Annotated in this window: 20 protein-coding genes; 11 read left to right on the forward strand and 9 right to left on the reverse strand. The window is 70.3% G+C overall.

The features are described 5' to 3' along the window. Both AB0C69_RS02455 and AB0C69_RS02460 read left to right on the forward strand, forming a co-directional pair. Window positions 1-2,119 (forward strand): SbcC/MukB-like Walker B domain-containing protein (locus AB0C69_RS02455; RefSeq protein ID WP_360348738.1); only part of this gene is annotated, 2,119 nt, incomplete at its 5' end. Next, entirely contained in the window at window positions 2,116-3,342 is a 1,227-nt protein-coding gene (locus AB0C69_RS02460) for a Wadjet anti-phage system protein JetD domain-containing protein (RefSeq protein ID WP_360348740.1), read from the forward strand. The genes AB0C69_RS02455 and AB0C69_RS02460, both read left to right, overlap by 4 nt. Here the strand turns inward: AB0C69_RS02460 and AB0C69_RS02465 are convergent. Then, on the reverse strand, window positions 3,333-4,340 hold the full coding sequence (locus AB0C69_RS02465; protein WP_360348743.1) for a hypothetical protein: 1,008 nt from the start codon (window positions 4,338-4,340) through the stop codon (window positions 3,333-3,335). The two genes, AB0C69_RS02460 and AB0C69_RS02465, sit on opposite strands and share 10 nt — an antisense overlap. A 94-nt stretch (window positions 4,341-4,434) precedes the next feature. Next, the gene (locus AB0C69_RS02470; protein WP_360348746.1) at window positions 4,435-5,118 is read right to left on the reverse strand and encodes a LysR family transcriptional regulator substrate-binding protein; all 684 of its coding nucleotides are present in this window, start codon (window positions 5,116-5,118) and stop codon (window positions 4,435-4,437) included. Between the two features lie 55 nt (window positions 5,119-5,173). Here AB0C69_RS02470 and AB0C69_RS02475 point away from each other — a divergent pair, with 55 nt between their 5' ends. Further along, complete coding sequence (locus AB0C69_RS02475; RefSeq protein ID WP_360348749.1) at window positions 5,174-5,557, forward strand: DUF5997 family protein; 384 nt, start codon at window positions 5,174-5,176, stop codon at window positions 5,555-5,557. Window positions 5,558-5,637: 80 nt separating this feature from the next. On the opposite strand, the gene AB0C69_RS02480 is transcribed toward AB0C69_RS02475, so the two are convergent. The 3 genes from AB0C69_RS02480 to AB0C69_RS02490 all read right to left on the reverse strand — a co-directional run bounded on the left by AB0C69_RS02480 (window position 5,638) and on the right by AB0C69_RS02490 (window position 9,823). Next, window positions 5,638-8,091: an ABC transporter permease gene (locus AB0C69_RS02480; RefSeq protein WP_360348752.1), complete on the reverse strand. Its 2,454-nt coding sequence runs from the start codon at window positions 8,089-8,091 to the stop codon at window positions 5,638-5,640. Further along, window positions 8,078-8,866: an ABC transporter ATP-binding protein gene (locus AB0C69_RS02485; RefSeq protein WP_360348755.1), complete on the reverse strand. Its 789-nt coding sequence runs from the start codon at window positions 8,864-8,866 to the stop codon at window positions 8,078-8,080. Before AB0C69_RS02485 ends, AB0C69_RS02480 begins: the two co-directional genes overlap by 14 nt. 705 nt (window positions 8,867-9,571) lie before the next feature. Then, window positions 9,572-9,823: a DUF4873 domain-containing protein gene (locus AB0C69_RS02490; RefSeq protein WP_360348758.1), complete on the reverse strand. Its 252-nt coding sequence runs from the start codon at window positions 9,821-9,823 to the stop codon at window positions 9,572-9,574. A gap of 167 nt (window positions 9,824-9,990) precedes the next feature. Here AB0C69_RS02490 and AB0C69_RS02495 point away from each other — a divergent pair, with 167 nt between their 5' ends. Together AB0C69_RS02495 and AB0C69_RS02500 are read left to right on the forward strand one after the other, a co-directional pair. Further along, window positions 9,991-10,287, forward strand: coding sequence for a hypothetical protein (locus AB0C69_RS02495; RefSeq protein WP_360348761.1), 297 nt, complete (start codon window positions 9,991-9,993; stop codon window positions 10,285-10,287). A gap of 304 nt (window positions 10,288-10,591) precedes the next feature. Further along, entirely contained in the window at window positions 10,592-11,599 is a 1,008-nt protein-coding gene (locus AB0C69_RS02500; protein ID WP_360348763.1) for an RNA polymerase subunit sigma-70, read from the forward strand. Between the two features lie 139 nt (window positions 11,600-11,738). Here AB0C69_RS02500 and AB0C69_RS02505 read toward each other — a convergent pair whose 3' ends face one another. Then, on the reverse strand, window positions 11,739-12,302 hold the full coding sequence (locus tag AB0C69_RS02505; RefSeq protein ID WP_360348766.1) for a dihydrofolate reductase family protein: 564 nt from the start codon (window positions 12,300-12,302) through the stop codon (window positions 11,739-11,741). A gap of 230 nt (window positions 12,303-12,532) precedes the next feature. On the opposite strand from AB0C69_RS02505, the gene AB0C69_RS02510 reads away from it, so the two are divergent. Then, window positions 12,533-12,712 carry a hypothetical protein gene (locus tag AB0C69_RS02510; protein ID WP_360348769.1) on the forward strand — a complete coding sequence of 60 codons (180 nt, stop codon included), beginning with the start codon at window positions 12,533-12,535 and terminating at the stop codon, window positions 12,710-12,712. 97 nt (window positions 12,713-12,809) lie between these two features. Here AB0C69_RS02510 and AB0C69_RS02515 read toward each other — a convergent pair whose 3' ends face one another. Both AB0C69_RS02515 and AB0C69_RS02520 read right to left on the reverse strand, forming a co-directional pair. Next, entirely contained in the window at window positions 12,810-13,649 is an 840-nt protein-coding gene (locus tag AB0C69_RS02515) for an NAD(P)H-binding protein (RefSeq protein ID WP_360348772.1), read from the reverse strand. A gap of 179 nt (window positions 13,650-13,828) precedes the next feature. Beyond that, entirely contained in the window at window positions 13,829-14,581 is a 753-nt protein-coding gene (locus AB0C69_RS02520; RefSeq protein WP_360348775.1) for a DeoR/GlpR family DNA-binding transcription regulator, read from the reverse strand. Between the two features lie 282 nt (window positions 14,582-14,863). Between AB0C69_RS02520 and AB0C69_RS02525 the strand changes: the two genes are divergently transcribed. Then, window positions 14,864-15,988, forward strand: coding sequence for a glycoside hydrolase family 76 protein (locus AB0C69_RS02525; protein WP_360348778.1), 1,125 nt, complete (start codon window positions 14,864-14,866; stop codon window positions 15,986-15,988). A 138-nt stretch (window positions 15,989-16,126) separates the two neighbouring features. Here the strand turns inward: AB0C69_RS02525 and AB0C69_RS02530 are convergent, their stop codons facing one another. After that, a complete protein-coding gene (locus AB0C69_RS02530; RefSeq protein WP_360348781.1) occupies window positions 16,127-16,696 on the reverse strand; it encodes a TIGR03086 family metal-binding protein in 570 nt (189 codons plus the stop codon). 64 nt (window positions 16,697-16,760) lie between these two features. Between AB0C69_RS02530 and AB0C69_RS02535 the strand changes: the two genes are divergently transcribed. The 4 genes from AB0C69_RS02535 to AB0C69_RS02550 all read left to right on the forward strand — a co-directional run bounded on the left by AB0C69_RS02535 (window position 16,761) and on the right by AB0C69_RS02550 (window position 21,792). After that, the gene (locus tag AB0C69_RS02535) at window positions 16,761-17,504 is read left to right on the forward strand and encodes a helix-turn-helix domain-containing protein (protein ID WP_360348784.1); all 744 of its coding nucleotides are present in this window, start codon (window positions 16,761-16,763) and stop codon (window positions 17,502-17,504) included. A gap of 301 nt (window positions 17,505-17,805) precedes the next feature. Next, window positions 17,806-18,561: a sigma-70 family RNA polymerase sigma factor gene (locus tag AB0C69_RS02540; protein WP_360348787.1), complete on the forward strand. Its 756-nt coding sequence runs from the start codon at window positions 17,806-17,808 to the stop codon at window positions 18,559-18,561. 223 nt (window positions 18,562-18,784) lie between these two features. Further along, a complete protein-coding gene (locus AB0C69_RS02545) occupies window positions 18,785-20,332 on the forward strand; it encodes an MFS transporter (protein ID WP_360348790.1) in 1,548 nt (515 codons plus the stop codon). Between the two features lie 185 nt (window positions 20,333-20,517). Beyond that, a complete protein-coding gene (locus AB0C69_RS02550) occupies window positions 20,518-21,792 on the forward strand; it encodes a cytochrome b N-terminal domain-containing protein (RefSeq protein WP_360348793.1) in 1,275 nt (424 codons plus the stop codon). The last annotated feature ends 103 nt before the right edge of the window (window positions 21,793-21,895 follow it).

Here is a 21,895-nt window from a genome sequence, read left to right on the forward strand (position 1 = left end):
CGTGTTCGACGCGCCCTACCTACGCCTGGTCGGTGAGCTGGAACGGCGCGGATGGCTGCCCGCCGAGACCGCCCAGAACGCGTTCGCGAAGGCGGCGGGGGAGGCCGCGGCCGCCGCGCGCGAGCTGGCCGGGCTGCGGGACGAGCGCGCGGCGGCGCAAGCCCGCCGCGGCAACATCCCCGCCGACCTGCACACCGCCCGCGACCGGCTCGCCGACGCCGCCGGGGTCACCCCGGACGACCTGCCGTTCGTCGGCGAGCTGATCGAGGTGCGCACGGAGTTCGAACCGTGGCGGGAGGCGTTCAACCTGGCGCTCGGCGGATTCGCCACCCGGATGCTGATCGACATCGGCGGGCTGAACGCGTTCCGCGAGGCGATCAACGCGGTGAGCCTTCCCCGGCGCATCCAGTTCGAAGGCGTCCGCACCGGCATGCACGACCAGATCGGACTGAACGACAGGACGCTCCCCGGCCGGCTCGACTACCGGCCGTCGCCGTTCACCGCCTGGCTCAAGAGCGAACTCGTCCGCGGCTTCGACTTCGTCTGCGTCGAGACGCCCAAGTTGCTGAAGCAGCACGCGAAGGCGCTCACGATCACCGGCCAGATGTCGCAGGGCAGCCGGGGCGCGCACGGCGGCCACGGCAGGGCCAACCTGCTGGGGTTCAGCAACACCCGGCTGCTCGCCGACCTCGACACCCGGATCGGGCACGCCCGGGAACGCCACGAGGACGCCGTCGCGCGGGAGGCGGAGGCGGAGCGGACCCTCAACTCGTTCGAGGAGCGGCGCACCGCCTACCAGGCGGTGACCGAACTGTCCTGGGAGCAGGTGGACGTCGCGTCGGTCGCCGCCGAACGGGACCGCTGGAAGCAGGTCATCGACGAGGTCCGCGAGGGCAACCCGGAGATCGACCGGCTGCAGCGGGAGGCGGAGGAGCTCAAGCAGGAGATCAAGGACCTGACCGAGCGCGTCGGCGGGCGGAAGCGGGAGCTGCACGAGCTCGAGAAGCAGTGGGAGTCGATCGTCGACGAGGTGGACGGCGCCCAGAAGGCGCTCGACACCGCCGCGGCGACCGGCACCGAGGTGAGCGCGGAGCACCGGGACTACCTCACGGGGCTGTTCGACGCCGTCCCCGACGGCGCCGACCCGGCGGCCGCGCTGAGGGAGTTCGACGCCGCGCACCGTCGCGGCTCCGAACGGATGCGCGCCGACCGCACGTCGTCGGAGGAGGAGATCGAACGGTCGCGCAAGGCGCTGCGGGACACGTTCTCGACGTTCGTCGAGCGCTGGCCGAACCCGAACCTCGGCACCGAACCGGAGGACTCCTACCGCGACTTCGACCGCCTGCTCACTGATCTGGAGACCAGCGGCCTGCACGAACTGGAGACCGAGTGGCGCGACAGCCTGCTCAGACTCTCCGGCAACGACCTGACCAGCCTGGACAGCGAGCTCGCCGCCGCCGTCCGCGAGATCCGCGACCGGATCGACCCGGTCAACCGGATCCTCGCCGAACTGCCGTTCGCCGACGACGGCCACCGGCTGCGCATCGACCCGCAGGAGAGCCACTCCGCGGTGCGCGCCCGGTTCCGCAAGGAGCTGCGCGACGTGCGCGCCGTCATCGACAAGGCGGCCACGGACGCCGACCGGGAACGCGCCTACCACCGCATGGCCAGGGTGATCGACCGCATCCGCCGCACGGCGCCCGAGTTCGCCGACCTGGTCGACGTGCGCAACCACGTCCGGATCAGCGCGGAGAAGATCGACCTCGCCGGCGAGCACGTCGCGGTCTACGACCACATCGGGGAGAAGTCCGGCGGCGAGTCCCAGGAGCTGGTCGCGTTCATCGTCGGCGCCGCGCTGCGCTACCAGCTCGGCGACGCGGGCGCCGAACGCCCCCGCTACGCCCCCGTCTTCCTCGACGAGGCGCTGATCAAGGCGGACGCGCACTTCACCGGCCGAGCCATCGGCGCGTGGCGGGGGCTCGGCTTCCAACTCGTCATCAGTGCCCCCAACGACAAGCACAGCGCGATCGAGCCCCACGTGGACGCCGAGTACCTGACCCTCAAGAACGCCGAGGGGCGGTCATGGGCGAAACCCATCGTGGCGGTCCCCGACGCATGACCCCCCGCCTGGTCACCCCGGCCGGCGCGGTCGAGGCGCTCCGCCGCAAGGTCCACCAGAAGTGGGCGGCAGCCGTGTGCGCCGACCTCGGCGCCGGAGAGCCGGTCACGTTCTCCGTCCCGCTCCGCCCCGGCGTGTCGACCGGCAGCGCGGTGGCGCGGATCGGGCACGCCGCCTGGCACGAGTGGCACATGCGCTGGCGCGAGTTCGCCGGCCGGCACCCCACGGGCGTGGAGATCGTCCGCAAGCCGGTGTCCGTCCAAGGCGTGACGGACGACTACCCCGCCATGCTCGTCGCGGGCCTGGACGCCGCCGTCGCCCTGGTCTCCGAAACGGGACCGCCGCCCGTGGACGTCGACCGCGCCCGCGCGCTCGCGTCGTCGCTGCGGTCCGCCGGCGCGTTCCTCACCCCGGCCACCGTCCGGGCCGCTTGCCGGCTCGGAGCCGACGACGCGGAGGTGCTGCTCAGCGCGGTGACCTGGTTGCGCCGGAACCCGGACGCGGGCGCATGGACCGCACGGCAACTCCCGGTCCCCGGCATGCACACCAAGTGGCTCGACACCCATGGCGCATTGCTGCGCGACGTCGCCGGACGCGACGTCCGGGACGAGGTCCGCCCCCGCCCGGCCGTGCTGCACCTGACCTACGTCGACCCCGATCACGTCGCGTCGGGCCGCCGCAGACACGACGCATGGACCACCGGCGACACGCACGACATCGCCTACCGGCCGCGGACCGTTCTCGTCGTCGAGAACCGCGACTGCCGCCTCTGGTTCCCACCGGTGCGGGACACCATCGTGGTCGAGGGCGGCGGCAAGGCGGCCGCGGCCCTCCTAGCGAACGTCCCCTGGCTCCGTGCCGCGGACCACATCGTCTACTGGGGAGACATCGACGCGGACGGATACGCGATCCTCGACCGGTTCCGGGCCGCACTGGCCGAGCCCGCCCCGGACGACGCGCCGCCGAAGCCGGTCACCTCGATCCTCATGGACGCCACCGACCTGCACCACTACGCCCGGCACGGGGTGAATCACGACACGGCGGGTCGTCCCATCAGGCCGTCCCCGGCGATCCTGCCGCATCTGACCGAAGCCGAGGCGACCGCCTACGACACCGTCGCGACCGCGGGCCCCACCCCGTTCCGCCGGATCGAACAGGAGATGATCCCCCTCGACCACGCGGCGACCCGGCTGCTGGACGTCTCCACGACCTCTCATCCGTGACGAGGCGCGCCCCGGACGGCCGCGTGGACGACCTCCGCGACGTTGTAGCCGAGGATGCTCGCCACGTCGGTCAGTCCCGGAGTGCTGAGGACCGCGTTGGCCTCACCGGCCTCCAGGCCGCCCCGCCAGCGGGTGTCCTCCCGGGGCTTCTCGTCGTTCCAGTACGCCCGCGCATGCCTCACGAAGTCCTCCGCCTCCGCGCGCCCGGGACCGTCGAGCCGCTGGATGTAGTCCTCCAGCTGCTCCTTTCCCACGTACGGGACGAAGGAGCTCCAGTTGCCGCCGGTGTCGTGGATCCTCGTGTTGTCGGGCTCGGCGTCCAGGGGAAGGTGCAGGAAGCCTGCCAGCCGCTCAAGCGACCGCTCCGGGTGCGCCATGTGGTCCTCGTAGCGGACGACGATGTGCGGCAGACCGTACGTGTTGGCGGTGCGGAGGGCGTCCACGTACGTGTCCCGCCAGATGCCCGCGCCCCGCCACAGCGGCTCCCCCGTCCGGTTCCGGTAGCTGGTCGCGAAGGCGATCGGGTTCCGCGCCGTGACGATCGCGCTCACCGGCGCCCGGTCCGCCGGGTCGGCGAGCTGCTGCTCGACGGCCTGCCGGAGCCAGGTGACGTACTTGCTCCCGTCGACGACCGCCGAGGCGCCCAGCGACCGGGCGAACCGCCGGTGCATGCCGATGATGTCGTCGTAGGACACCTGCTCCCGGAGCGCGTCCGTGAAGTGGCGGCACTCCTTGCCGAGCAGGGAGCAGGGCCCGCAGCCTCGGCCGGCGTCCCTGTGGCTGTAGTCGGGCATCTGCGTGAAGTTGTTCAGCTCGCCGACGTAGTGGGCGCCCCGGATCCGGGTGGTCATGTCGCGCCCGATGAGGGTCGAGCCCGAGAACAGCGTGCCGACGACGAAGACCGAGGTCGGCGGGCGGTCCTGCCCGTCGCGGAGCCTGGACCGGAGGTTCGCGAGCCGGCCAGGCTGAACGGGGGCCCCTTGCTTCTCAGCGTCCATGTTCACGCCCACGGGAAGGATGAGTACCAGCCGGCCGGAACGAGACGACCGTGCAGAGCATTGTGCACGCTACCGCCGCCGAGCGCGGCCTTCTTCACGTCCGGCGGCGCTTCTGCTGGCGGCGCTTGGGGGTGGAGCGCCGGCGCTGCGGCTTCTTGCGGGCGGGCTGCTGTTGGGCGTTGCGGCCGCGGGAGCTGTTGGCGGTGCGGCCGCGGACGATCCCGATCAGTTCCTCCATGAGGTCGGTCGTCACGGCCTCAAGCCAGGCCAGGCCGATCTGGGACTGGGGAGCGTCGGTCACGGTGCGGTAGGTGAGGTCCCGGCGGTGGTGGAGGCGGGCCAGAGACTGCGGAAGCAGCAGGGCGCCGGCCCCCGACGCCACCAGCTCGATCGCGGCAGCGGTGGTCTCGGGACGGGTGAAGGCGGGCTGCCCGGGGCGGTCGTCCCAGGTCAGGACCTCGTCGAGCGGCTCGAACACGTCCTCGTCGGCGAGATCGGCAAGCTCCAGCTCCTCCACCGCGGCGACCGCGTGGTCCTTGGGCACCACCACGACGGTCGTCTCCAGGTAGAGCGGGATCACGTGGAGGCCCTCGCGGTCGACGGGCAGGCGCACGAACGCCGCGTCCACATCGCCCTTCCGCAGCAGGGGGACGACTTCGGCGGCGGGGAACTGCATCAGCCGGAGCGGCACGTCCCGCACCCGCTCGGCCCACACCCCGGCCCACTTTCCGGGCGTCACTCCCGGCACGTAGGCCAGCCGGAACTCACCTTCGGTCACCGCCCCAGCCTAGCCACGTCCAGGCGGCCCCCTGCCGCTGGCTACCCTTGAGGTCATGAGCGCGTCCAAGGCGAAGACCCCGCAGACCATGAAGCCCGCGACCGCGGCCAAGAAGCTGGGGATCCTGCTGTCGGCAGCGCCCGCCGAGTTCCAGGAGGGCCCTGTCTCCCGGGACGAACTGAACGCGCTCCAGGCCGCCCCGCCCGCTTGGCTCGCCGACCTTCGCCGCGAGGGCCCCCACCCCCGCCAGGTCATCGCCGCCAAGCTCCGTGTCTCCGCCTCAGGTCTGGCCCGCGCCGGCGTCACGGGCCCCCTCACCACCGCGGAGATCGAGGACCTGAAGGCCGAGAACCCCGACTGGCTGGTACGCGAGCAGGCCATCCGGGCCAAGGTCCGCGAAGAGGAACTCCGCCTCAAACAGCAGCGCGCCAAGTCCTGACTCACCTCGTGCCCCCGGCCGAGCTGCGGCCGTCCCGCAGCCCGACCGGCATCCAGGCCTTCTTGCTGGTCATCGGGCCGTTACACGCTTGTGGGTGTGGCCTCGAAGCGTGCGAGGGTGCGCCAGACGGCGACGAAGGCAGCTAGCGCGGCTGTCGCGGTGCACAGCGCGACGATCTGCCAGAGGCTGGTCCAGGGCAGTGCCAGAGGCGGGTGGTCGATGACGCGGCTCAGCGTGACGTGCTGCAGCCCGAGCACCGCTCCCGCGGAGAGGATCGAGACCAGCGTGCCGACGGCCACCGCCAGCACCGCCTCGCTGACGACGATGCCGACGATCTGCCGGTGGGTGGCGCCGGTGAGGGTGAGGGCGCCGATCTCTCGCCGTCGCGCGGAGACGCTCGTCACGAGGGTGTTGACGAGGGCCAGGAGGGCGTAGGCCATCACGATGCCCAGGATGACGACGTTCGCGAGATGCGAGTCCTCCTTCTCGGCCTGGCTCGCTCGGGCCACGTACGTCGAGACGGGCTCGATTCGCACGCCCGCTTCGCGCAGTTCTCTCAACTGCGGTGCCGCGCTCTTGCCGGGGAGGGTGCGGAGGAACGCTGTGCCGGGCGTCATGCTTCCCGGGAGCTCGTCGGGCACGTAGGCCGCACCGCCTCCGAGCACTGAGTCGACAACGGCGGCGACATGCACGGTGACGCGATGACCGTTGCCGATCCGCGCCACGAGGGGCTGGCCGATCCGCAGGTCGGCGGAGGCGGCCAGGTCGCGGCTCACCACGATGGCATCGGCGGGGAGCGCGTCGAGCGAGCCTTGCCGCACCCGTGGCGTCACCACGTCGCCGAGGGCGCTGAGATCGACGCCTCGCGCGTCGACCGTGTCGAGGATCTGGCCGCCCTTCGCGGCCAGGGTGACGACCTCGTCGGTCACTTCGACGCTCCGGACGCCGCCGGTGTGGCGCAGGGCGGAGACGGCTGGGAGATTGAAGGTGCCGCCGAAGTCCGGAGTGGCGACGAAGTCGGCCCGGACCGCGGCAGTGCGCTGGCGGGTGGCCGCGTCACGGCCGGAATCCTGCATGCTGATCATCCCGCCGAACATGCCGACGGCCAGGACGACCGGCGTCACGATGGCAGCCACACGGCGTCCCCCGTTGAGGGTGCTCTGCCGCAGGACCAGCGCGAGCGCGCCGAAGCGCATCAGCGGCCAGGTCACGACCCGTGCCACAGGGCGGACCAGCGCCGGCGAAAGAATCGCGAGACCCGCCGCGCAAAGGATCGGCACCTCGAAATAGGTTCCGGGATTCGCGGCGCTCGAAGGGCTGATCACGGCGAACACGAGCGCGACCGTGATGGCGACGGCCAGGATCAGGCCACCGAGGATCCACCGCACCGGTGACATCACGCGGGGCGAGGCCATCGTCTCCCGCAGGGCGTCGAGGGGCTCGGCGCGAGACGCGCGCCATGAGGCGGCGGCGGAGCCGAGCACCGCCGCTCCGATGCCGACCAGGAACGCGATCACCAACGCCACCGGGTGGAAACCGACGTGGAACCACTCCGGAGCCAGGCGGTTGGCCACCATCCAGGACCGCAGCAGCAGGCTGGCGGGGATTCCGAGCAGGCACCCCAGCAGCGCCGCGGCGGCGCCGACCACCACGGTCTCCGCACGGACCATCCTCCGGATCCGCGCGGGCGAGGCGCCCACCAGACTCAGCAGCGCCAGCTCGCGCGACCGCTGCTCGACGACGAAGGCGAACGTCGCGATCAGGACGAACACCACCACCAAGACCGACAGCCCGGTGGTCATCTGCACGACGGACCGGGCTTTGCCGATACCGCCGACGGTGGGCGGATCCGCCACCCTCCGCAGGTCGCCGGCGAGCACTCCGGCGGCCTCGCTGGACACGTGGGCGCGAACCGCGGAGGCCGGCGCCTGGACGGCCACCGCGTTCACCGCCGGGGACAGGCGAGCGGCCTCCGCGTCAGTGAAGAAGACCGCGTCCTCGAACGACTTGCGCCCGGCCGCGCCGACGACGGTGTACCACGCCGTTCCCAGCGGCGTCACCACCCTGACCTGCTCACCCAGGGGAGCGGAGCCGGTGTCGTCGGCCGCCACGACGATCTGCTGGTCATCGACCGGCCGATGCCCGGAGAGCAGCTTGTAGGAGGCGAGGGACGACGAGGACCATCCGTGCCCCACAGCCTCCGCCCCGGCCCCGGTCAGGCTTCGAACCGCGAAGCTGCGATCCACCACGGCCGGGCCGACGCGCTGGGCGCGTTCCACGGCCTCTCGGGGCAGGCCCGCCGGTGCCGGCAACGGCGTCCCAAGGCCGTCGACCGGGACGACGACGCTCTGAGCCGCCGCGAAACGCTGGGGCCCTGGTGAGGGCGTACTCGTGGTCGCCGACAGGACGTGAACGCTGGCGGCCGTGATCATCGTCCCGACCGCCAGGGCCACGAACGCTCCCACGAAGCTCGACCAGCGCTGCCGCACGCTGGCCAGTCCCAGTTCCCAGGTCAGCCGGTCAACCCCGCGCACAGACGGCTCCCTCACCGGAACGGTCCGGCGCGTGGCCGTCCTGACCATCGGCCCATCGACCGGACTCCAGCAGCGCCATGCGCGCGGCGATCCTCTCCGCGCTCGCACCGGCCAGCTCGCCGACGAGACGCCCGTCGGCGAGGAACGCCACCCGCTGGGCGTGTGCCGCGGCCACGGGGTCGTGCGTCACCATGATCACGGCCGTTCCGCTCTGCGCCACGGTGTCACGCAGCAGGCGGAGGACCTCCCGCGACGAACGGATGTCCAGAGCCCCGGTGGGCTCGTCGGCGAACAGCACCCGGGGGCGGGCGACCAGCGCACGCGCGACCGCCACCCGCTGCTGCTGACCGCCCGAAAGCTGTGTCGGCAGGTGGTCGGCGCGGTCGGCGAGTCCCACCCGGTCCAGCGAGCGTGCCACCTGGTCCGGGTCGGGCACACGGCCTGCCAGCCGTACCGGCAGCTCCACATTCTGCTTCGCCGTCAGCGTCGGGATCAGGTTGAACGCCTGGAAGACGAACCCGGTGTGGTCACGCCGCAGCTCGGTCAACGCCCGCCGCGGCAGACGCGACGGATCCTGCCCGGCCAACCACACCTGGCCCTCGTCCACACGGTCCAACCCGGCAGCACAGTGCAGCAACGTCGACTTGCCGGAGCCCGACGGCCCCATGATCGCGGTGAACGTCCCAGGTCCGAAGTCGAGCGACACGCCATCCAGGGCGGCCACCTCGGCCTGACCGCCCCCGTAACGGCGAACCACGTTGTCCAGCCGCACCACTACTGGAAGGGCGTCCACCGGGGCCAGGCCGCCGCGATTCCGGCGTCTTCCTACAAGGCGCACTGCAACTCATTTCTCCCGCGGGGTGGGCGCCACTCATCGAGCTCGACGCGTCGGCGAGCTGGCGAAGCTCATGGGTCGAGTCTTGAGGTCGGTGACACCGCCTCGCCATTGGGGAGCACCCCGAACGATCCCCGATCTTCGAGGGCGTCCTTCTCAGGGTTGTCCCGCAACAGTGGGGAGGCGCGGCCGGTCACGATGCCGGTGACCGGCTGTTCCGCGCAGGCGTGCGGTCCGTCGGCGACCCGAGGGCGGTCGAACGAAGGACCCTGGCTCGGGCTGATGGGCGATCTCCGGCAAGCCCGCGGCGCTGCCGCCGCAGCCAGCGAGGCCGTAAGTGCCAGGGCTAAGAGGACCCCAGGTGCATTGGGCCATCGATCCAGCCCGTGAGCCCGGCGACGGAAAGATCGTCAAAGCCGAGCGAGTGCCCGCGCCAGCAGGACAACGCCGCCCACCGCGGATGGGGTGAGCGTCCAGGCGGCCGGGGCCGGGCGTTCAGGAGGGGACGCGTGAGGTCCCGTCGCCGCGCAGGCGAGCAGGAGCTGAGATGCCCACGATCGAGACATGCGGCAGCCACGAGAGGAGGCGCGCGCGGCAAGCCCGTCAGGTCACCGCCGGGGTGCCCGAACCTCCCTCGGCCCCCGCTTAGGCAAAGGGCGGCGGACCGCTTCCGACCAGCGTGATGACGTCGGACCAGGCTTGCGAACCGTTGAGCGTGACCTGCCCCTCGCGGCCGTCGGGCAGTCTCAGCGTCTGGTCGTGAGAGTCGTCGGCATCGAAGTCGGCGATGGTCGCGGTCCCGGACCATTCCCGCTGCTTGGCGCGCAGATCGACGTAGACCTCGATCTCGGTTCCCGCGCTGTCGATCAGGGTGGCGGACCCTCGGTACCGGCTCACGCCGGGGCCTTCTCATCACGGCTGGTGCGGAATGTGTTCATAAGACGAACCCTAGTGCGAGGGTCGGACGTTCCCAGGCCGTCGCTGAAGGTCACAGCGGAGGCGAAGGCGTCGGTGGCGCCAGCAGCCGTCAGCTCTCGCGCAGGTAGGTGAGGACGGCGAGGACGATGGCCGTGGTCAACGCCGTCATCATGGCCGGTGCCGCCCGTGGGCGCGAGCTGGCGGTGGTCCGCATGACCGGACTCACCACCCGCCAGGTCCTGCTCATGACCCTCGTCGAATCGGTCACGGTCACGGTCACGGCGCTCGGCCTCGCGCTCGGCGCCGTCGTCGTCGCCCCTCCCACCACGCTCATCATGGGGGTCACCATCGGTGCCCTCCTCGTCACCGCCGCAACGACCGCGGCCACCACCTGGCGCATCACCCGCCGCCGTCCGATCCACGTCGCCGCGAGCCGCGAGTGATCTCCGCGGAGGAGCGCCCAAGCCGCCAAGCTCCACGCGCCGCACGCTAATTCGATAGGGAAGCGGGGGCGTGGGACGTACCGGCGGCCTGGACAGACCAGCCATTTCCGCCCGGTCTCTCCCCCGTACTGTTGAGACCCCGCCTCGACATCGAGGTGTGCCCGATCCGAACACGTACCCTAGACCGACCCCGACCGATCCGGCCTGACGAACGGCCCAGTGTCGGCTGCTTCACCGATCAGAAATCCTCCGCCACGTCGTCAGTTCTGGCAGCCCCTCGCCAACCGCGGAAGGATTGACGACCATGACCGACGCCACGCCGCCAGGCGCCGACACGGCCGCGTTCATCGCGGCCGCCCGCTCGGATGACACGGCGCAGTTCGCGCTCATCACGGAGCGCCACCGGCGTGAGCTGCAGGTGCACTGCTACCGGATGCTCGCGAACTACGAGGACGCCCAGGACATGACGCAGGAGACGTTCCTGCGGGCATGGAACAAGCGGGCGTCGTTCAAGGGCCACGCTTCGCCGCGGACCTGGCTGTACCGGATCGCGACGAACACCTGCCTCGACTTCCTGGAGAAGCGCAACGACCGCACACCCGTGCCCGCCGACCTGCCGGACGCGGGCTCGGAAGTGAGCTACCTGCAGCCCTACCCGGACCGGATGCTCCCGGAGGACCCGCAGGAATCGCTGGTGGCGCGGGAGACGATCGAGCTGGCGTTCATCGTCGCCGTCCAGCACCTGCCGCCGCGGCAGCGGGCGGTGTTCATCCTGCGCGACGTCCTGGGCTGGCCGGCGTCGAAGGTCGCGGGCGCCCTCGAACTGACCGTCGCATCGGTGACCAGCGCCCTGCAGCGGGCGCGCGTGACGATGCGCGAGCAACTGCCCGGCCGCCGCCTCGACTGGCGGAGCCCCGCCACGCACGAGCTGTCGCAGGACGAGCGCGGCGTGGTGAAGTCGTACATCGACGCCCATGAGCGCAACGACCTCGACGGGCTGACGGCCCTGCTGCGCGACGACCTGCGCTTCGTGATGCTGCCCGAGCGGGGCACCTTGACCGTCACGGCCAAGGACGCGGTGGACGGCTGGGTCTCCGGCGGGCTCTTCCAGCGCGGCCGCGACGACTGGCGCTGCATCGCCACGACGGTCAACCGCATGCCTGCCGCCGTGCTGTACCTCCGCACCCCCGGCGACCCGGAGTACCGCTTGTTCAACATCGCGGTCCTGCGCATCGTCGACGGGAAGATCGCCGAGCTCACCGGATTCGACGCCACCGACAAACCATGGCTGGACCTGCCCGCGACGCTGTGATCGGACAAGTCCAGCGCACGGTCGGGCGTCACCGAAGCCACCGCCCGCCCCGCCGGCGTTGCCGGCGGGGCGTCTTCATGCCGAAGCCATCGCGGTCAACGACGCCGTCGTCCTCATCTTCCGAGCATTCCGCCCGCGCTCATCGCCTCGTCTCATACCGGGTCAGCACCACGCCGCCGGGAAAGGTCCGCGTCTCGACCAGGTCCAGGTTCACCCAGCTGTCCAGCGCGGTGAAGAACGGCGCGCCGCCGCCCACCAGGACCGGGTGGGTGACCAGCACGTACTCGTCGACCAGCCCGGCCCGCATCGCCGCGGCGGCGAGTGTGGCGCCGCCGATGTCCATCGGGCCGCCGTCCTCGTCCTTGAGCCGGGTGATCTCGGTGACCGCGTCGCCGGTGACCAGGCGGGCGTTCCAGTCGACCTTCCTGATCGTGGAGGAGAACACCACCTTCGGCATGTCCCGCCAGCGGCGGGCGAACTCGATGTGCTCTGGTGTGGCGCCGGGCTGCTGGTCGGCGGTCGGCCAGCTGGAGCTCATCGTCTCCCACAGTCTGCGCCCGTACAGCGACAGCTCCGTCGCACCCACCCGGTCGGACCACCACTGGAACAGCTCGTCGCTCGGGGCGCTCCAGCCGATGTCGTCGCCGGGCGCGGCGACGTAGCCGTCCACGCTCAGGTTCATGCCGAAGGTCAGTTTCCGCATCGTGCCAGCCTCCTGTGGGTCGATCGCACACGTACTGACGGGCGCGGCGCGGAAACCTAATCGGTGCGCGATCTGCGTCCGCAAGCAGTGGATCCAGCGGCTGCGCGAGACGTCGGTGACATGACACACCCGCCCCGACTTGCTTAACTATGGACGACCTTGTCGTTACTGTCGTACCCCCAGGGTCGGCGAAGCGGTCACCGGAGGTAGCGATGAGGTCCGGACGGTGGATGCTCGTCGCCTGGCTGACCATAGGAGCGCTCGCCGCGGGACAGCGCCACTACTACACCCAATTCGACGGCAGCTGCGCCAGAGTCGCCACCATCGGAATCACCCTGGCCACCGGTCCGCTCAACTACATCGGTCTCAACCCCACCGCCAACTGCAAGGTTCCCCAGCCGAGCAAATGACACGTCGGGCTCTACGCCCACGTCATCCCTGAGGACTGCCGGACCTAGAGGCGCGACCAGGGAAAAGTCGGGCCCGGGCCGCTGAGCTGACGGTCCGTCACCGGAAGTCGTCGGCGTGGTCCACGGCCCACTGTGCGAAGGTCCGCGCGGGTCGGCCAGTGATGTCCTCGACGGTCGTGGAAACCTGGGCGGGGGTGCCGTTGCGGGCCGCCCACTGGCGCAAGAAGGTCTCCACGCCGATCGCCGGGATCGTCCTGCTCAGTTCCACTCGCGCTTCGTCCACAGAGATCGTCTCGAAGCGGATCGTCCGGTTGAGGGCCTCGCCTATGTGCTCGACCTGCTGCCGCAGCGTGAGCGACTGCGGCCCGTAGACGGTGTATGCCTGTCGCCGGTGGCCTGGCCGGGTCAGCGCGGTCACCGCCAGCGCGGCCATGTCCTTCTCGTGGACCGGAGCGGTCTGCGCATCCGGATACGGGTTGCGCACGACGCCCTCGTCCCGGAGCGGCCGCTGCCACCACCACAGCGTGTTGGTGGCGAACATCCCCGGGCGAATGAACGTCCAGTCGATGCCGGACCGCTCGATGGCCAACTCGACGGTCCGGTGCTGCCGGGCGATCGGATTGTGCTCCGCGTCCGGGAGCACGACCGCCGCCGACGACAGCAGTACGACGTGCCGGACGCCCGCGGACGCGGCGGCGTCGACGAAACCCTCGACACCGTCGGGTTTGGCGTAGAGGAACACCTTGTCGGCGCCCTCCAGCGCGGCGGGCAGGGTTTCGGGACGCTCAAGATCGGCCGCTACGGCCTCCACGCCCGGCAGGAGGCCCGCGGTCTCGGGTGTCCGGCTGGTGGCCCGGACCTTGTCGCCCGCCGCGAGCAGACCACTGACGACATGTCGGCCTACGTTTCCCCTGGCCCCGAAGACGACCGCGACCATGTCCGGCTCCTTCCTCAATGCTCGTCTGCACCGAGCAGCTTGATCAGTTGGTCGTGCAGGCGACGCCGGACCGCCGGAGACAGCGGGTCATCGCCCAGCAGGTCCCGTGCGAATTGACGCCAAGGCGCCGGACCGGTCCCATGAGAACAGCCATAGCGGTTCAGTGGGCGCCGGGCGCCTCACACCTCCAGGACCTGCACTCCGGCATCCGCGAGGGCCGCCCCCGTGTCCGGATCGACCGGAGCGTTCGTGATGACCACGTCCAGGTCGGTGGCATCGCAGACCTTCGCCATGCCGGTGCCCGGGAACTTGCCGACGTCGGCGACGAGGACCACCCGTTCGCTGGCCGCGATCATGGCTCGTTTGACCGGCACCTCGACCACCGTCGTGTCCATGACGGTTCCGGTCGGCCGTATCCCGCTGGTGCCGAGGACGAGCCGGTCCGCGTGGATCTGCCGCAGGTTGTCCTCCGTCAGGTAGCCCACCAGCGACCGGTAGTCACGGCGCAGCATGCCGCCGAGAACGACGAGCTGGACGTGCTGGTCGTCGGCCAGCGTCTCGACCACCGGGAGGCTGCTGGTGACGACCGTCAGCGCCCGGCCCCGCAGGTGCCGCGCCACCATGTGCGCGGTCGTGCCGATGTCGAGCAGCACGGTCTCGCCGTCCTGGATCATCTCGGCGCAGCGCAGCGCGACGGCGTCCTTCTCGGCGGGGCGGACCTCGGCGACGTCCGTGAAGGGGTCGTCATGGCCCTCGACCGGCATCGCACCGCCGTGCACCCGTTTGAGCAGGCCCTCCTCGTCGAGCTTCTGCAGATCGCGGCGTATGGTGGCGAGGCTCGCCGCCAAGCGCTCGGCCAGCGTCTCCGCCGTCACCGGCCCTTCGGAGCGAAGGACGCGGAGGATCAGCTCATGGCGTCGGTCCCGGAGCATGCGTCGACCGTACTCGCGCAAGACCGATCACCACCAGACATTCTCGATCACGCTCTTGCGCGTCGGCTCTCGTGGGCGCACGACCCGACACGCGCTCCCACCTGACCGCCCTCGCGGCGAACCGACCGACGCCTCCGGCAATTTCAAGCAAGAACGCTCACATATGTGAACGATCCTGACGACTCTTGCGTGCCTCGTCCCGCCCGGGGCACAATTCAGCGCACTGCCCGCCCAGGGCGGAGGCCATGGGCTGGGACGCCTCGTTGCCATGGAGGGTGCGCGATGACCGGACTGAAGCGACGTACGGGAAAGGGTCTGGTCTCCCTCGTGACGGGCGCCGTGCTTGCGCTCACCGTGGGCACGTCCGCCGCGAGCGCGGACGCGGGCGAGGACAGGACCGCGCGGGCCCGTGCCACATCGGCCGTCGACGCGATGATGGGGTTCTACGACCAGGCGAGCGGACGCTGGCAGCCCGAGAGCCCCTGGTGGCAGTCGGGCAACGCGCTCCAAGCGCTCCTCGACTACATGGCGCGGACCCGCTCGACCCGCTACCTGCCCCAGGTGAAGAACACCATCGAGCTCCAGCGCAAGCCGCTGCCCTGGTGGCCGCAGGGCGACGGCGAGTTCCGCGCGGACTCCACCGACGACACCGGCTGGTGGGCGCTGGCGATGGTCCGCATGTACGACCTCACCCGCGACACCAGGTACCTGAAGATCGCCGAGACCGACGAGGCGTACATGCGCCAGTACTGGGACGACACCTGCGGCGGCGGCATCTGGTGGGACCTGCCCGGGAAGACCTACAAGAACGCCATCAGCAACGAGCTCTACCTCAAACTGGCCGCCTCCCTGCACAACCGGATCCCGGGCGACACCAAGTACCTCGCCCACGCGCGCCAGTCCTGGCGCTGGTTCGCCCGCAGCGGGATGATCAACGGATCCCACCTGGTCAACGACGGCCTGGCGACGCAGAGCGGAAACTGCGGCAACAACGGCGGCACCACCTGGACGTACAACCAGGGCGTGATCCTGGGCGGCCTGACGGAGCTGCACCGCGCCACCGGCGACCCGTCCCTGCTCGCCACCGCCCGGCGGATCGCCGACGCCGTGACCACCGACCCGGGCCTGTCACCGCGCGGAATCCTCACCGAACCCTGCGAGGCCGCCGCTACGTGCAACTCCGACCAGGCGGCGTTCAAGGGCATCTTCGCGCGGAACCTCGCCGAACTCGACCGCGCGCTCCCCGGCCACCCGTACCGGAACTACCTGACGACCCAGGCCCGCTCCGCCTTCACCTACGGCCGGAACAACGCCGACCAGTACGGCCTGCGCTGGACGGGCCCGTTCGACCAGGCCGACATCGCCCGCCAGGAGTCCGCCGTGAGCCTGCTCATCGCCGTCCTGTAAGCACTGAGCGAACGGACTCGCCCGCCCACGACGACGCCGCCACATCCGCCACGCCACGTAAAGGCGGCATGGACGCGGTGCCGCCGCACCATGCTTCGACAATTGACGTCAGGTATGACCGACATCACCGGTTGGGAACTATGTCCAGGCGGGATCACGGCCGGTCAGGCCGACGATGCGGTCCAAGGTGGGTGCGTCCGCCGGCACCGCGACCTCCGGTCCGTACATGCCCATCTCCCGCCCCTGCTCCACGCTGGCGAACACCGTGTCGTGCAGATGCGTCAGCAGGTCGGCGGGCAGTTCCAGCCGCTGCCCGGTCGCGACCGCAAGGTCCCAGGCGTGCATGGCCAGCTCACCGACGATCATGTCGCCCAGGCCGGGCGCGGGCAGCGTCTGCGGTGTGCCCATGCTTGTCTCGCCCTCCCAGGCGCTCGGCGGCGCCCACGACGACGTGATGTCGTCCAGCAGGGCGAGCAGGCGGCCGCGCCAGTCGCCGGCCGCCAGGTCCACCTCGGACTCGGCGCCCGCCGGCTGCGGAACGGACTCCTTGCGGCCGCCGCCGGCGAGCGACGGGCCCCAGAACAGGAGGTGGTTGACCAGCGCCCGCACGTCGTACTCCGTGCACGGAGTCTTGTTGGCGAGCTGGTCGTCGGTGATGGTGCGGGCGACTGCGGCCATGGCCTCGGCAGCGTTGGACAGATGTGACATGGCCGCGAGGCTAGGCGGCCCCGGCCGGAGGGGTATTGGACAAAGGCGACATACACTCTGCTGAGTGGAGCGGGACGTTCGTGAGCTGCGGGGTGCGTGGACCAGGTATCAGCGCCACACGTTCCACAGCCCGTCGCCGGCGCTCGCGCCATGGGTGGAGCGGTACTGGGAGGCTCGCTGGGACTACGCCGAGCCCTACCGGCAGAAGATCGTGCCGTACCCGAACGTGCACCTGTCGTTCGGAGGCGGCCGCGCGGACGTCAACGGCGTGTGCAGCGGCTACCAGATCAAGGTTCTCGAGGGCCGCGACCAGGTCTTCGGCGTCGCGTTCCGGCCGGGCTGCTTCCGCCTGTTCCTCGGTGCCTCCGTCTCGACGATCACCGACCGCGTTGTCCCGGCGACCGAGGTGTTCGGCCCGGACCTGCCCGCGACGCTCGACGTGCCGACCGTGGAAGCCTTCCTGCTGAGACACCTGCCGGACGACGACCCCCGGGTGCGCCAGGCGGTGGCTTCGGTCGAGCTGATCGCCAAGGACAAGACCCTGACCAGGGTCGAACGCCTCGCCGGCGAGCTGGGGCTGAGCATGCGGGGGCTGCAACGGCTTTTCGCGGAGTATGTCGGCATCGGCCCCAAGTGGGTGATCCGCCGCTATCGCCTGCACGAGGTGACCGCACGCATGGCCGCCGGCGGGGCGATCGACTGGGCCGCGCTTGCGGCCGACCTCGGCTATGTCGACCAGGGCCACTTCATCCGCGACTTCAAGGGCATGTTCGGCGAGCGACCGACCTGGTACGCGCAGCGGTATTAGCCCGCGTGCCCGCGACACCTACGGCGGCGTGCTCGACGACATCGCGCTGGCAACCGACCCGTCCCCCCTGAACCGGAGGAGAGGTCACGACGGCAGGCGCGCCGGGCGGGTGTCCGCCGGGTGAGTGGACAGCCGCGGCGGCTCGATGTCACAGGCGTGCACCAGCCGGTGTCTTGATGTCGACTGCACCAACCCGTTGGGCCGCGCTCAATGGCAATCTCCGAAAGAGGACCGTGTCGTGGACGCACCGCGTGAGGGCCGCCGGCAGCCAGGGCCGCCGGAGAAGGAGAAGGCTCGAGATGTGGGCGAACTCGTCGCCGACCCGGAGACCGAGGCGTTCCTCGCCCACCGGAACATGCTGTTCACTGTCGCCTACGAGATGCTCGGATCGGCGGCCGACGCGGAGGACGTCCTGCAGGAGACCTGGCTGCGATGGGTGAAGGCCGACGTGGGGCAGGTGCGCGACCAGCGCGCCTACCTGGTCCAGATCACGACCCGCCAATCGATCAACCGATTGCGCAGCATGAGACGCCGCAGGGAGGCCTACGTCGGTCCCTGGCTGCCCGAACCGCTGCTCACCACACCGGACGTGGCCGAGAACATCGAGCTCGCCGAGAGCGTGTCCATGGCGCTGATGCTCGTGCTGGAGACGCTGTCACCGACCGAACGCGCCGTGTTCGTGCTGCGCGAGGCCTTCGGGCTCGGCTATGGCGAGATCGCGGTCGCCGTCGGGAAGACCTCCGCGGCCGTCCGCCAGATCGCTCACCGCGCCCCATCCGATCACCGGCGCCGAGAAGGTGGCCCGTTTCATCGTTGGCGGCCTGGCCAAGACCGATGCCACTCTCACCGTTGGGCCGACCGTGGTCAACGGCAACCCGGCTCTGATTCTGCGCGTGAACGGCGAGTTCGACGGCGTCTTGGCGGTGCGCGTCGAGGACGCCCGCGTCACCGGTCTCTACTACGTCCGCAACCCCGACAAGCTGACCCACGTAGAGACCGAGACCTCACTCGCCCTGCGATGAGCACGGTCGCGGAGCAGGCGCGCGCACCTCACTGAGGCACCATCCCTCGGCTGAGGCTGCGCCGAGCAGGTGACCGAGCAGGCTCCGGTCATCGACCCCATTGCAGGCGACGCGATCCGAGGGATCCGCCCTGCACGGCGGTCGGGTTCCACATCCCCTTCAGCCGGCGACAGACCGGCCGATGCCGCATGCCCATCTCGAAAGGACTCCATGAGTATGAAACCTTCACGGGTCGCGCTCGCCGACGGCGGCGGGGACGTGCCGGACGCGCGTCAGTTGCGCGTGGTCCTGACAGCCGTGTCGATGGCGCTGATGGCCGTCATCGCGTCGGTGTCCGGGCTGACCGTCGCCCAGACGCAGATGGCCGTCGACTTCGACACCTCGCAGAACACGGTCCTGTGGATCATCAACGTCTACACCCTCACCCTGGCCGCACTGCTGCTGCCGCTCGGCGCGATCGGTGACCGCTTGGGCCGCAGGCCCACGCTGATCGCCGGGCTGGTCGTCTTCGGGGTCGCGAGCATCGCGGCGGGCCTGGCCCCCACCGCCGAAGTCATGATCGCCGCGCGCCTGGCCGGCGGTATCGGCGCAGCGACGATCATGCCCATCACCCTGGCCGTCATCACTTCCACCTTCCCCGAGGAGCAGCGCGGGAAGGCGATCGGCGTGTGGACCGGCGTCGCCGGAGGAGGCGGCATCCTGGGCATGTTCCTGTCCGCTCTTCTGGTCGACGTCGCCGACTGGCGCTGGATGTTCGTCCTGCCCGTGGCCCTGATCGTCGTGGCCCTGGCCATGACGTCGAAGTCGGTTCCCAACTCCCACGAGCGCTCCGCTCACGCCTTCGACACCGTCGGCGCATTGGTTTCCGTCGTCGCCGTGGCCGCCCTCACCTTCGTCCTGCAAGAGGGACCCAGTCGCGGCTGGACCGCACCCGCGACGCTGATCGGCCTCGCCGCCGGCCTCATCGCCACGGCCGGGTTCGTCGCCTGGGAACTGCGCCGCCGGGACGCCTCGCTGCTGGACGTGCGCCTGTTCGGCGAGCGCGGCCTGGCCGGCGGCTCGATCACGCTGCTGGTGGTCTTCGGTGTTCAGTCGGGCATCTTCGTGGTCCTCTTCCCGTTCTTCCAGGCCGTGCTCGGCTGGTCGGCGCTGCTGTCCGCGGCGGCGCTGATGCCCATGGCCGTCGCGATGATGGCGGCCTCCGGCCTGGCCCCCAGGCTGGCCGCGCGGGTCGGCCCCCGCCTGACCATGAGCTCGGGAATCGCTTTGACCAGCGTCGGTCTGGCCCTCCTGGCCCTGTTCGTCTCCATCGACGGCGGCTACCTGTCGATCCTGCCCGGAATCGTTGTCATGGGCGTCGGCATGGCCCTGTCCATGGTGCCCTCCACCGAGGCCATCACCCGTTCCCTGCCGCAAGAGAAACAAGGCGTCGCCTCCGCCCTCAACGACGTCACGCGAGAATTCGGCACCGCACTCGGCGTCGCCATGCTCGGCGCGCTCCTGACAGCCGGCTACCGCAACGCCATCGACGACCGGCTGGACGGCATTCCGCAGGAGACCGCAGGCACCGCACGCGAGGGCATCGCCAACGCACTCCAGGCATCAAACAGCGCAGGCTCGCAGGCTCAGACCCTGGTCGACGCCGCAAAGCAGTCCTACGTCGACGGATGGCAGCAGTCCATGTGGGCAGGCGTCGCCCTTATGGGCCTGCTGCTCGTGTACATCGCCCTCCGGGGCCCGAAGAACCCCGCCCCCGCGGCCGCACCGGACGAGGCGGAGCACACAGAGACCGTCGCCGCCCAGTGACCGTACGAGCGGCCGCTCGTCGTTTATGTCACACCTGCCGGTTTTCTCCCGTGGGATGTCACATCTGCCGATCTCGGAGTGTCGCATGTGTACCAGAACCAGTTCGGGGAGTGAAGCCAATGCAGGGACAAGCCCGCGGCGTGGGACGGTGGTCACGGCATGCACGGACCGATCATTGGTCGTTCTTGTTCGCCCAGCTCGCGATTTACTCGTTCCTGGTACTCATCGTCACGGGCGCGTTCCTGACCGTTTTCTTCGACCCCGACATGACGCAGGTCACCTATGACGGCTCGTACGGGCCGCTACGGGGCGTCCCGGTCAGCGAGGCGTACGCGTCGACGTTGGACATCAGCCTCGACGTGCGCGGCGGACTGCTCATGCGGCAGATTCACCACTGGGCCGCGCTGATCTTCGTCGCCGCGCTCACCCTGCAGCTGCTGCGGCTGTTCTTCACCGGTGCGTTCCGCCGCCCGCGCGGCCTCAACTGGCTGGTCTGGGTGGCCGTACTGTCGCTGGGCATGGTGACGGCCTGGACCGGCACCATTCTGCCGGACGACATGTTGTCCGGCGGCAGCCTCGGGCTCCTCCAAGGTGTGACCCAAGCGATTCCGCTGGTCGGCACCAGCCTGACGTTCTTGATCTTCGGCGGTGAGTTTCCGGGGGAAAAGATCATCACCCGGCTCTACTGGCTGCACATCCTCGTCCTTCCAGCGGTCCTGGCCGCCCTGTTCGTCCTCCGACAGAGGCTCGTCCGCGAGCACGGCCACACCCGTTTTCCCGGCGCCTTCTCGGGAGACGCGTCGCGCGGCTCAGCGGTGGCGCTTCTGCTGGCCACTTGCGGGGTTCTCGCGCTCCTCGGAACGTTCGCGCAGATCAACCCGGTCTGGCAGTACGGCCCGTACCGGCCAGGGGACATCACCGCCGGAGCGGTGCCCGGCTGGTACATGGGCTTCCTGGACGGAGCCGTGCGGATCATGCCGGGCTGGGAACCCAGCGTGGCCGGCCACCCGATCACCCTCGCGGTGCTGGTGCCCGCGCTTCTCATGCCGGGGGCGTTCTTCACCGTCCTGGCGGTCTATCCCTGGATAGAACGGCGGCTTACCGGCGATCGCGGCATTCACCATGTTCTGGACCGTCCCCGCGACGCGGTGACCCGTACGGCAGTGGGTGCGGCCGGCATCGCCTTCTACGGATTGCTGTGGGCCGCGGCCGCCAACGACCAGATCGCGGACAACTTCCGCCTGTCCTTGTACGACGTCACCTGGTTCTTCCGGTTGGCCGTCTTCGCCGGACCGCCGCTCGCCTACGCCGTCACCCGGTTGATCTGCCTCGGGCTGACCTACAGGGACCAGAAGGATTCCGAGCACGGCCGCGAGACCGGACGGATCGTGATGAGTTCGGAAGGCGGTTTCAGCGAGATTCACGAAGCCCCGCACAGGCCCCGCGAACTGACACATTGACCTCGGCCTCATCGACCACAGGCGGCCGCCCTGACCGCGGCGGGTCGTCCAGGCCGACCAGCGGCACGCCGGGCCCTGAGGCGTGCAGGGGGAAGTGGGGCCC

The organism is Actinomadura sp. NPDC048032 (assembly GCF_040653175.1).
GTDB lineage: Bacteria > Actinomycetota > Actinomycetes > Streptosporangiales > Streptosporangiaceae > Spirillospora > Spirillospora verrucosospora.

What these genes read in the sequence shown, in the direction of transcription:
- AB0C69_RS02460 (WP_360348740.1), top strand. Translation starts at nt 2,116, where the DNA reads ATGACCCCCCGCCTGGTCACCCCGGCCGGCGCGGTCGAGGCGCTCCGC.
- AB0C69_RS02465 (WP_360348743.1), bottom strand. Translation starts at nt 4,340, where the DNA reads ATGGACGCTGAGAAGCAAGGGGCCCCCGTTCAGCCTGGCCGGCTCGCG.
- AB0C69_RS02475 (WP_360348749.1), top strand. Translation starts at nt 5,174, where the DNA reads ATGAGCGCGTCCAAGGCGAAGACCCCGCAGACCATGAAGCCCGCGACC.
- AB0C69_RS02495 (WP_360348761.1), top strand. Translation starts at nt 9,991, where the DNA reads ATGGCCGTGGTCAACGCCGTCATCATGGCCGGTGCCGCCCGTGGGCGC.
- AB0C69_RS02500 (WP_360348763.1), top strand. Translation starts at nt 10,592, where the DNA reads ATGACCGACGCCACGCCGCCAGGCGCCGACACGGCCGCGTTCATCGCG.
- AB0C69_RS02505 (WP_360348766.1), bottom strand. Translation starts at nt 12,302, where the DNA reads ATGCGGAAACTGACCTTCGGCATGAACCTGAGCGTGGACGGCTACGTC.
- AB0C69_RS02510 (WP_360348769.1), top strand. Translation starts at nt 12,533, where the DNA reads ATGCTCGTCGCCTGGCTGACCATAGGAGCGCTCGCCGCGGGACAGCGC.
- AB0C69_RS02515 (WP_360348772.1), bottom strand. Translation starts at nt 13,649, where the DNA reads ATGGTCGCGGTCGTCTTCGGGGCCAGGGGAAACGTAGGCCGACATGTC.
- AB0C69_RS02520 (WP_360348775.1), bottom strand. Translation starts at nt 14,581, where the DNA reads ATGCTCCGGGACCGACGCCATGAGCTGATCCTCCGCGTCCTTCGCTCC.
- AB0C69_RS02525 (WP_360348778.1), top strand. Translation starts at nt 14,864, where the DNA reads ATGACCGGACTGAAGCGACGTACGGGAAAGGGTCTGGTCTCCCTCGTG.
- AB0C69_RS02530 (WP_360348781.1), bottom strand. Translation starts at nt 16,696, where the DNA reads ATGTCACATCTGTCCAACGCTGCCGAGGCCATGGCCGCAGTCGCCCGC.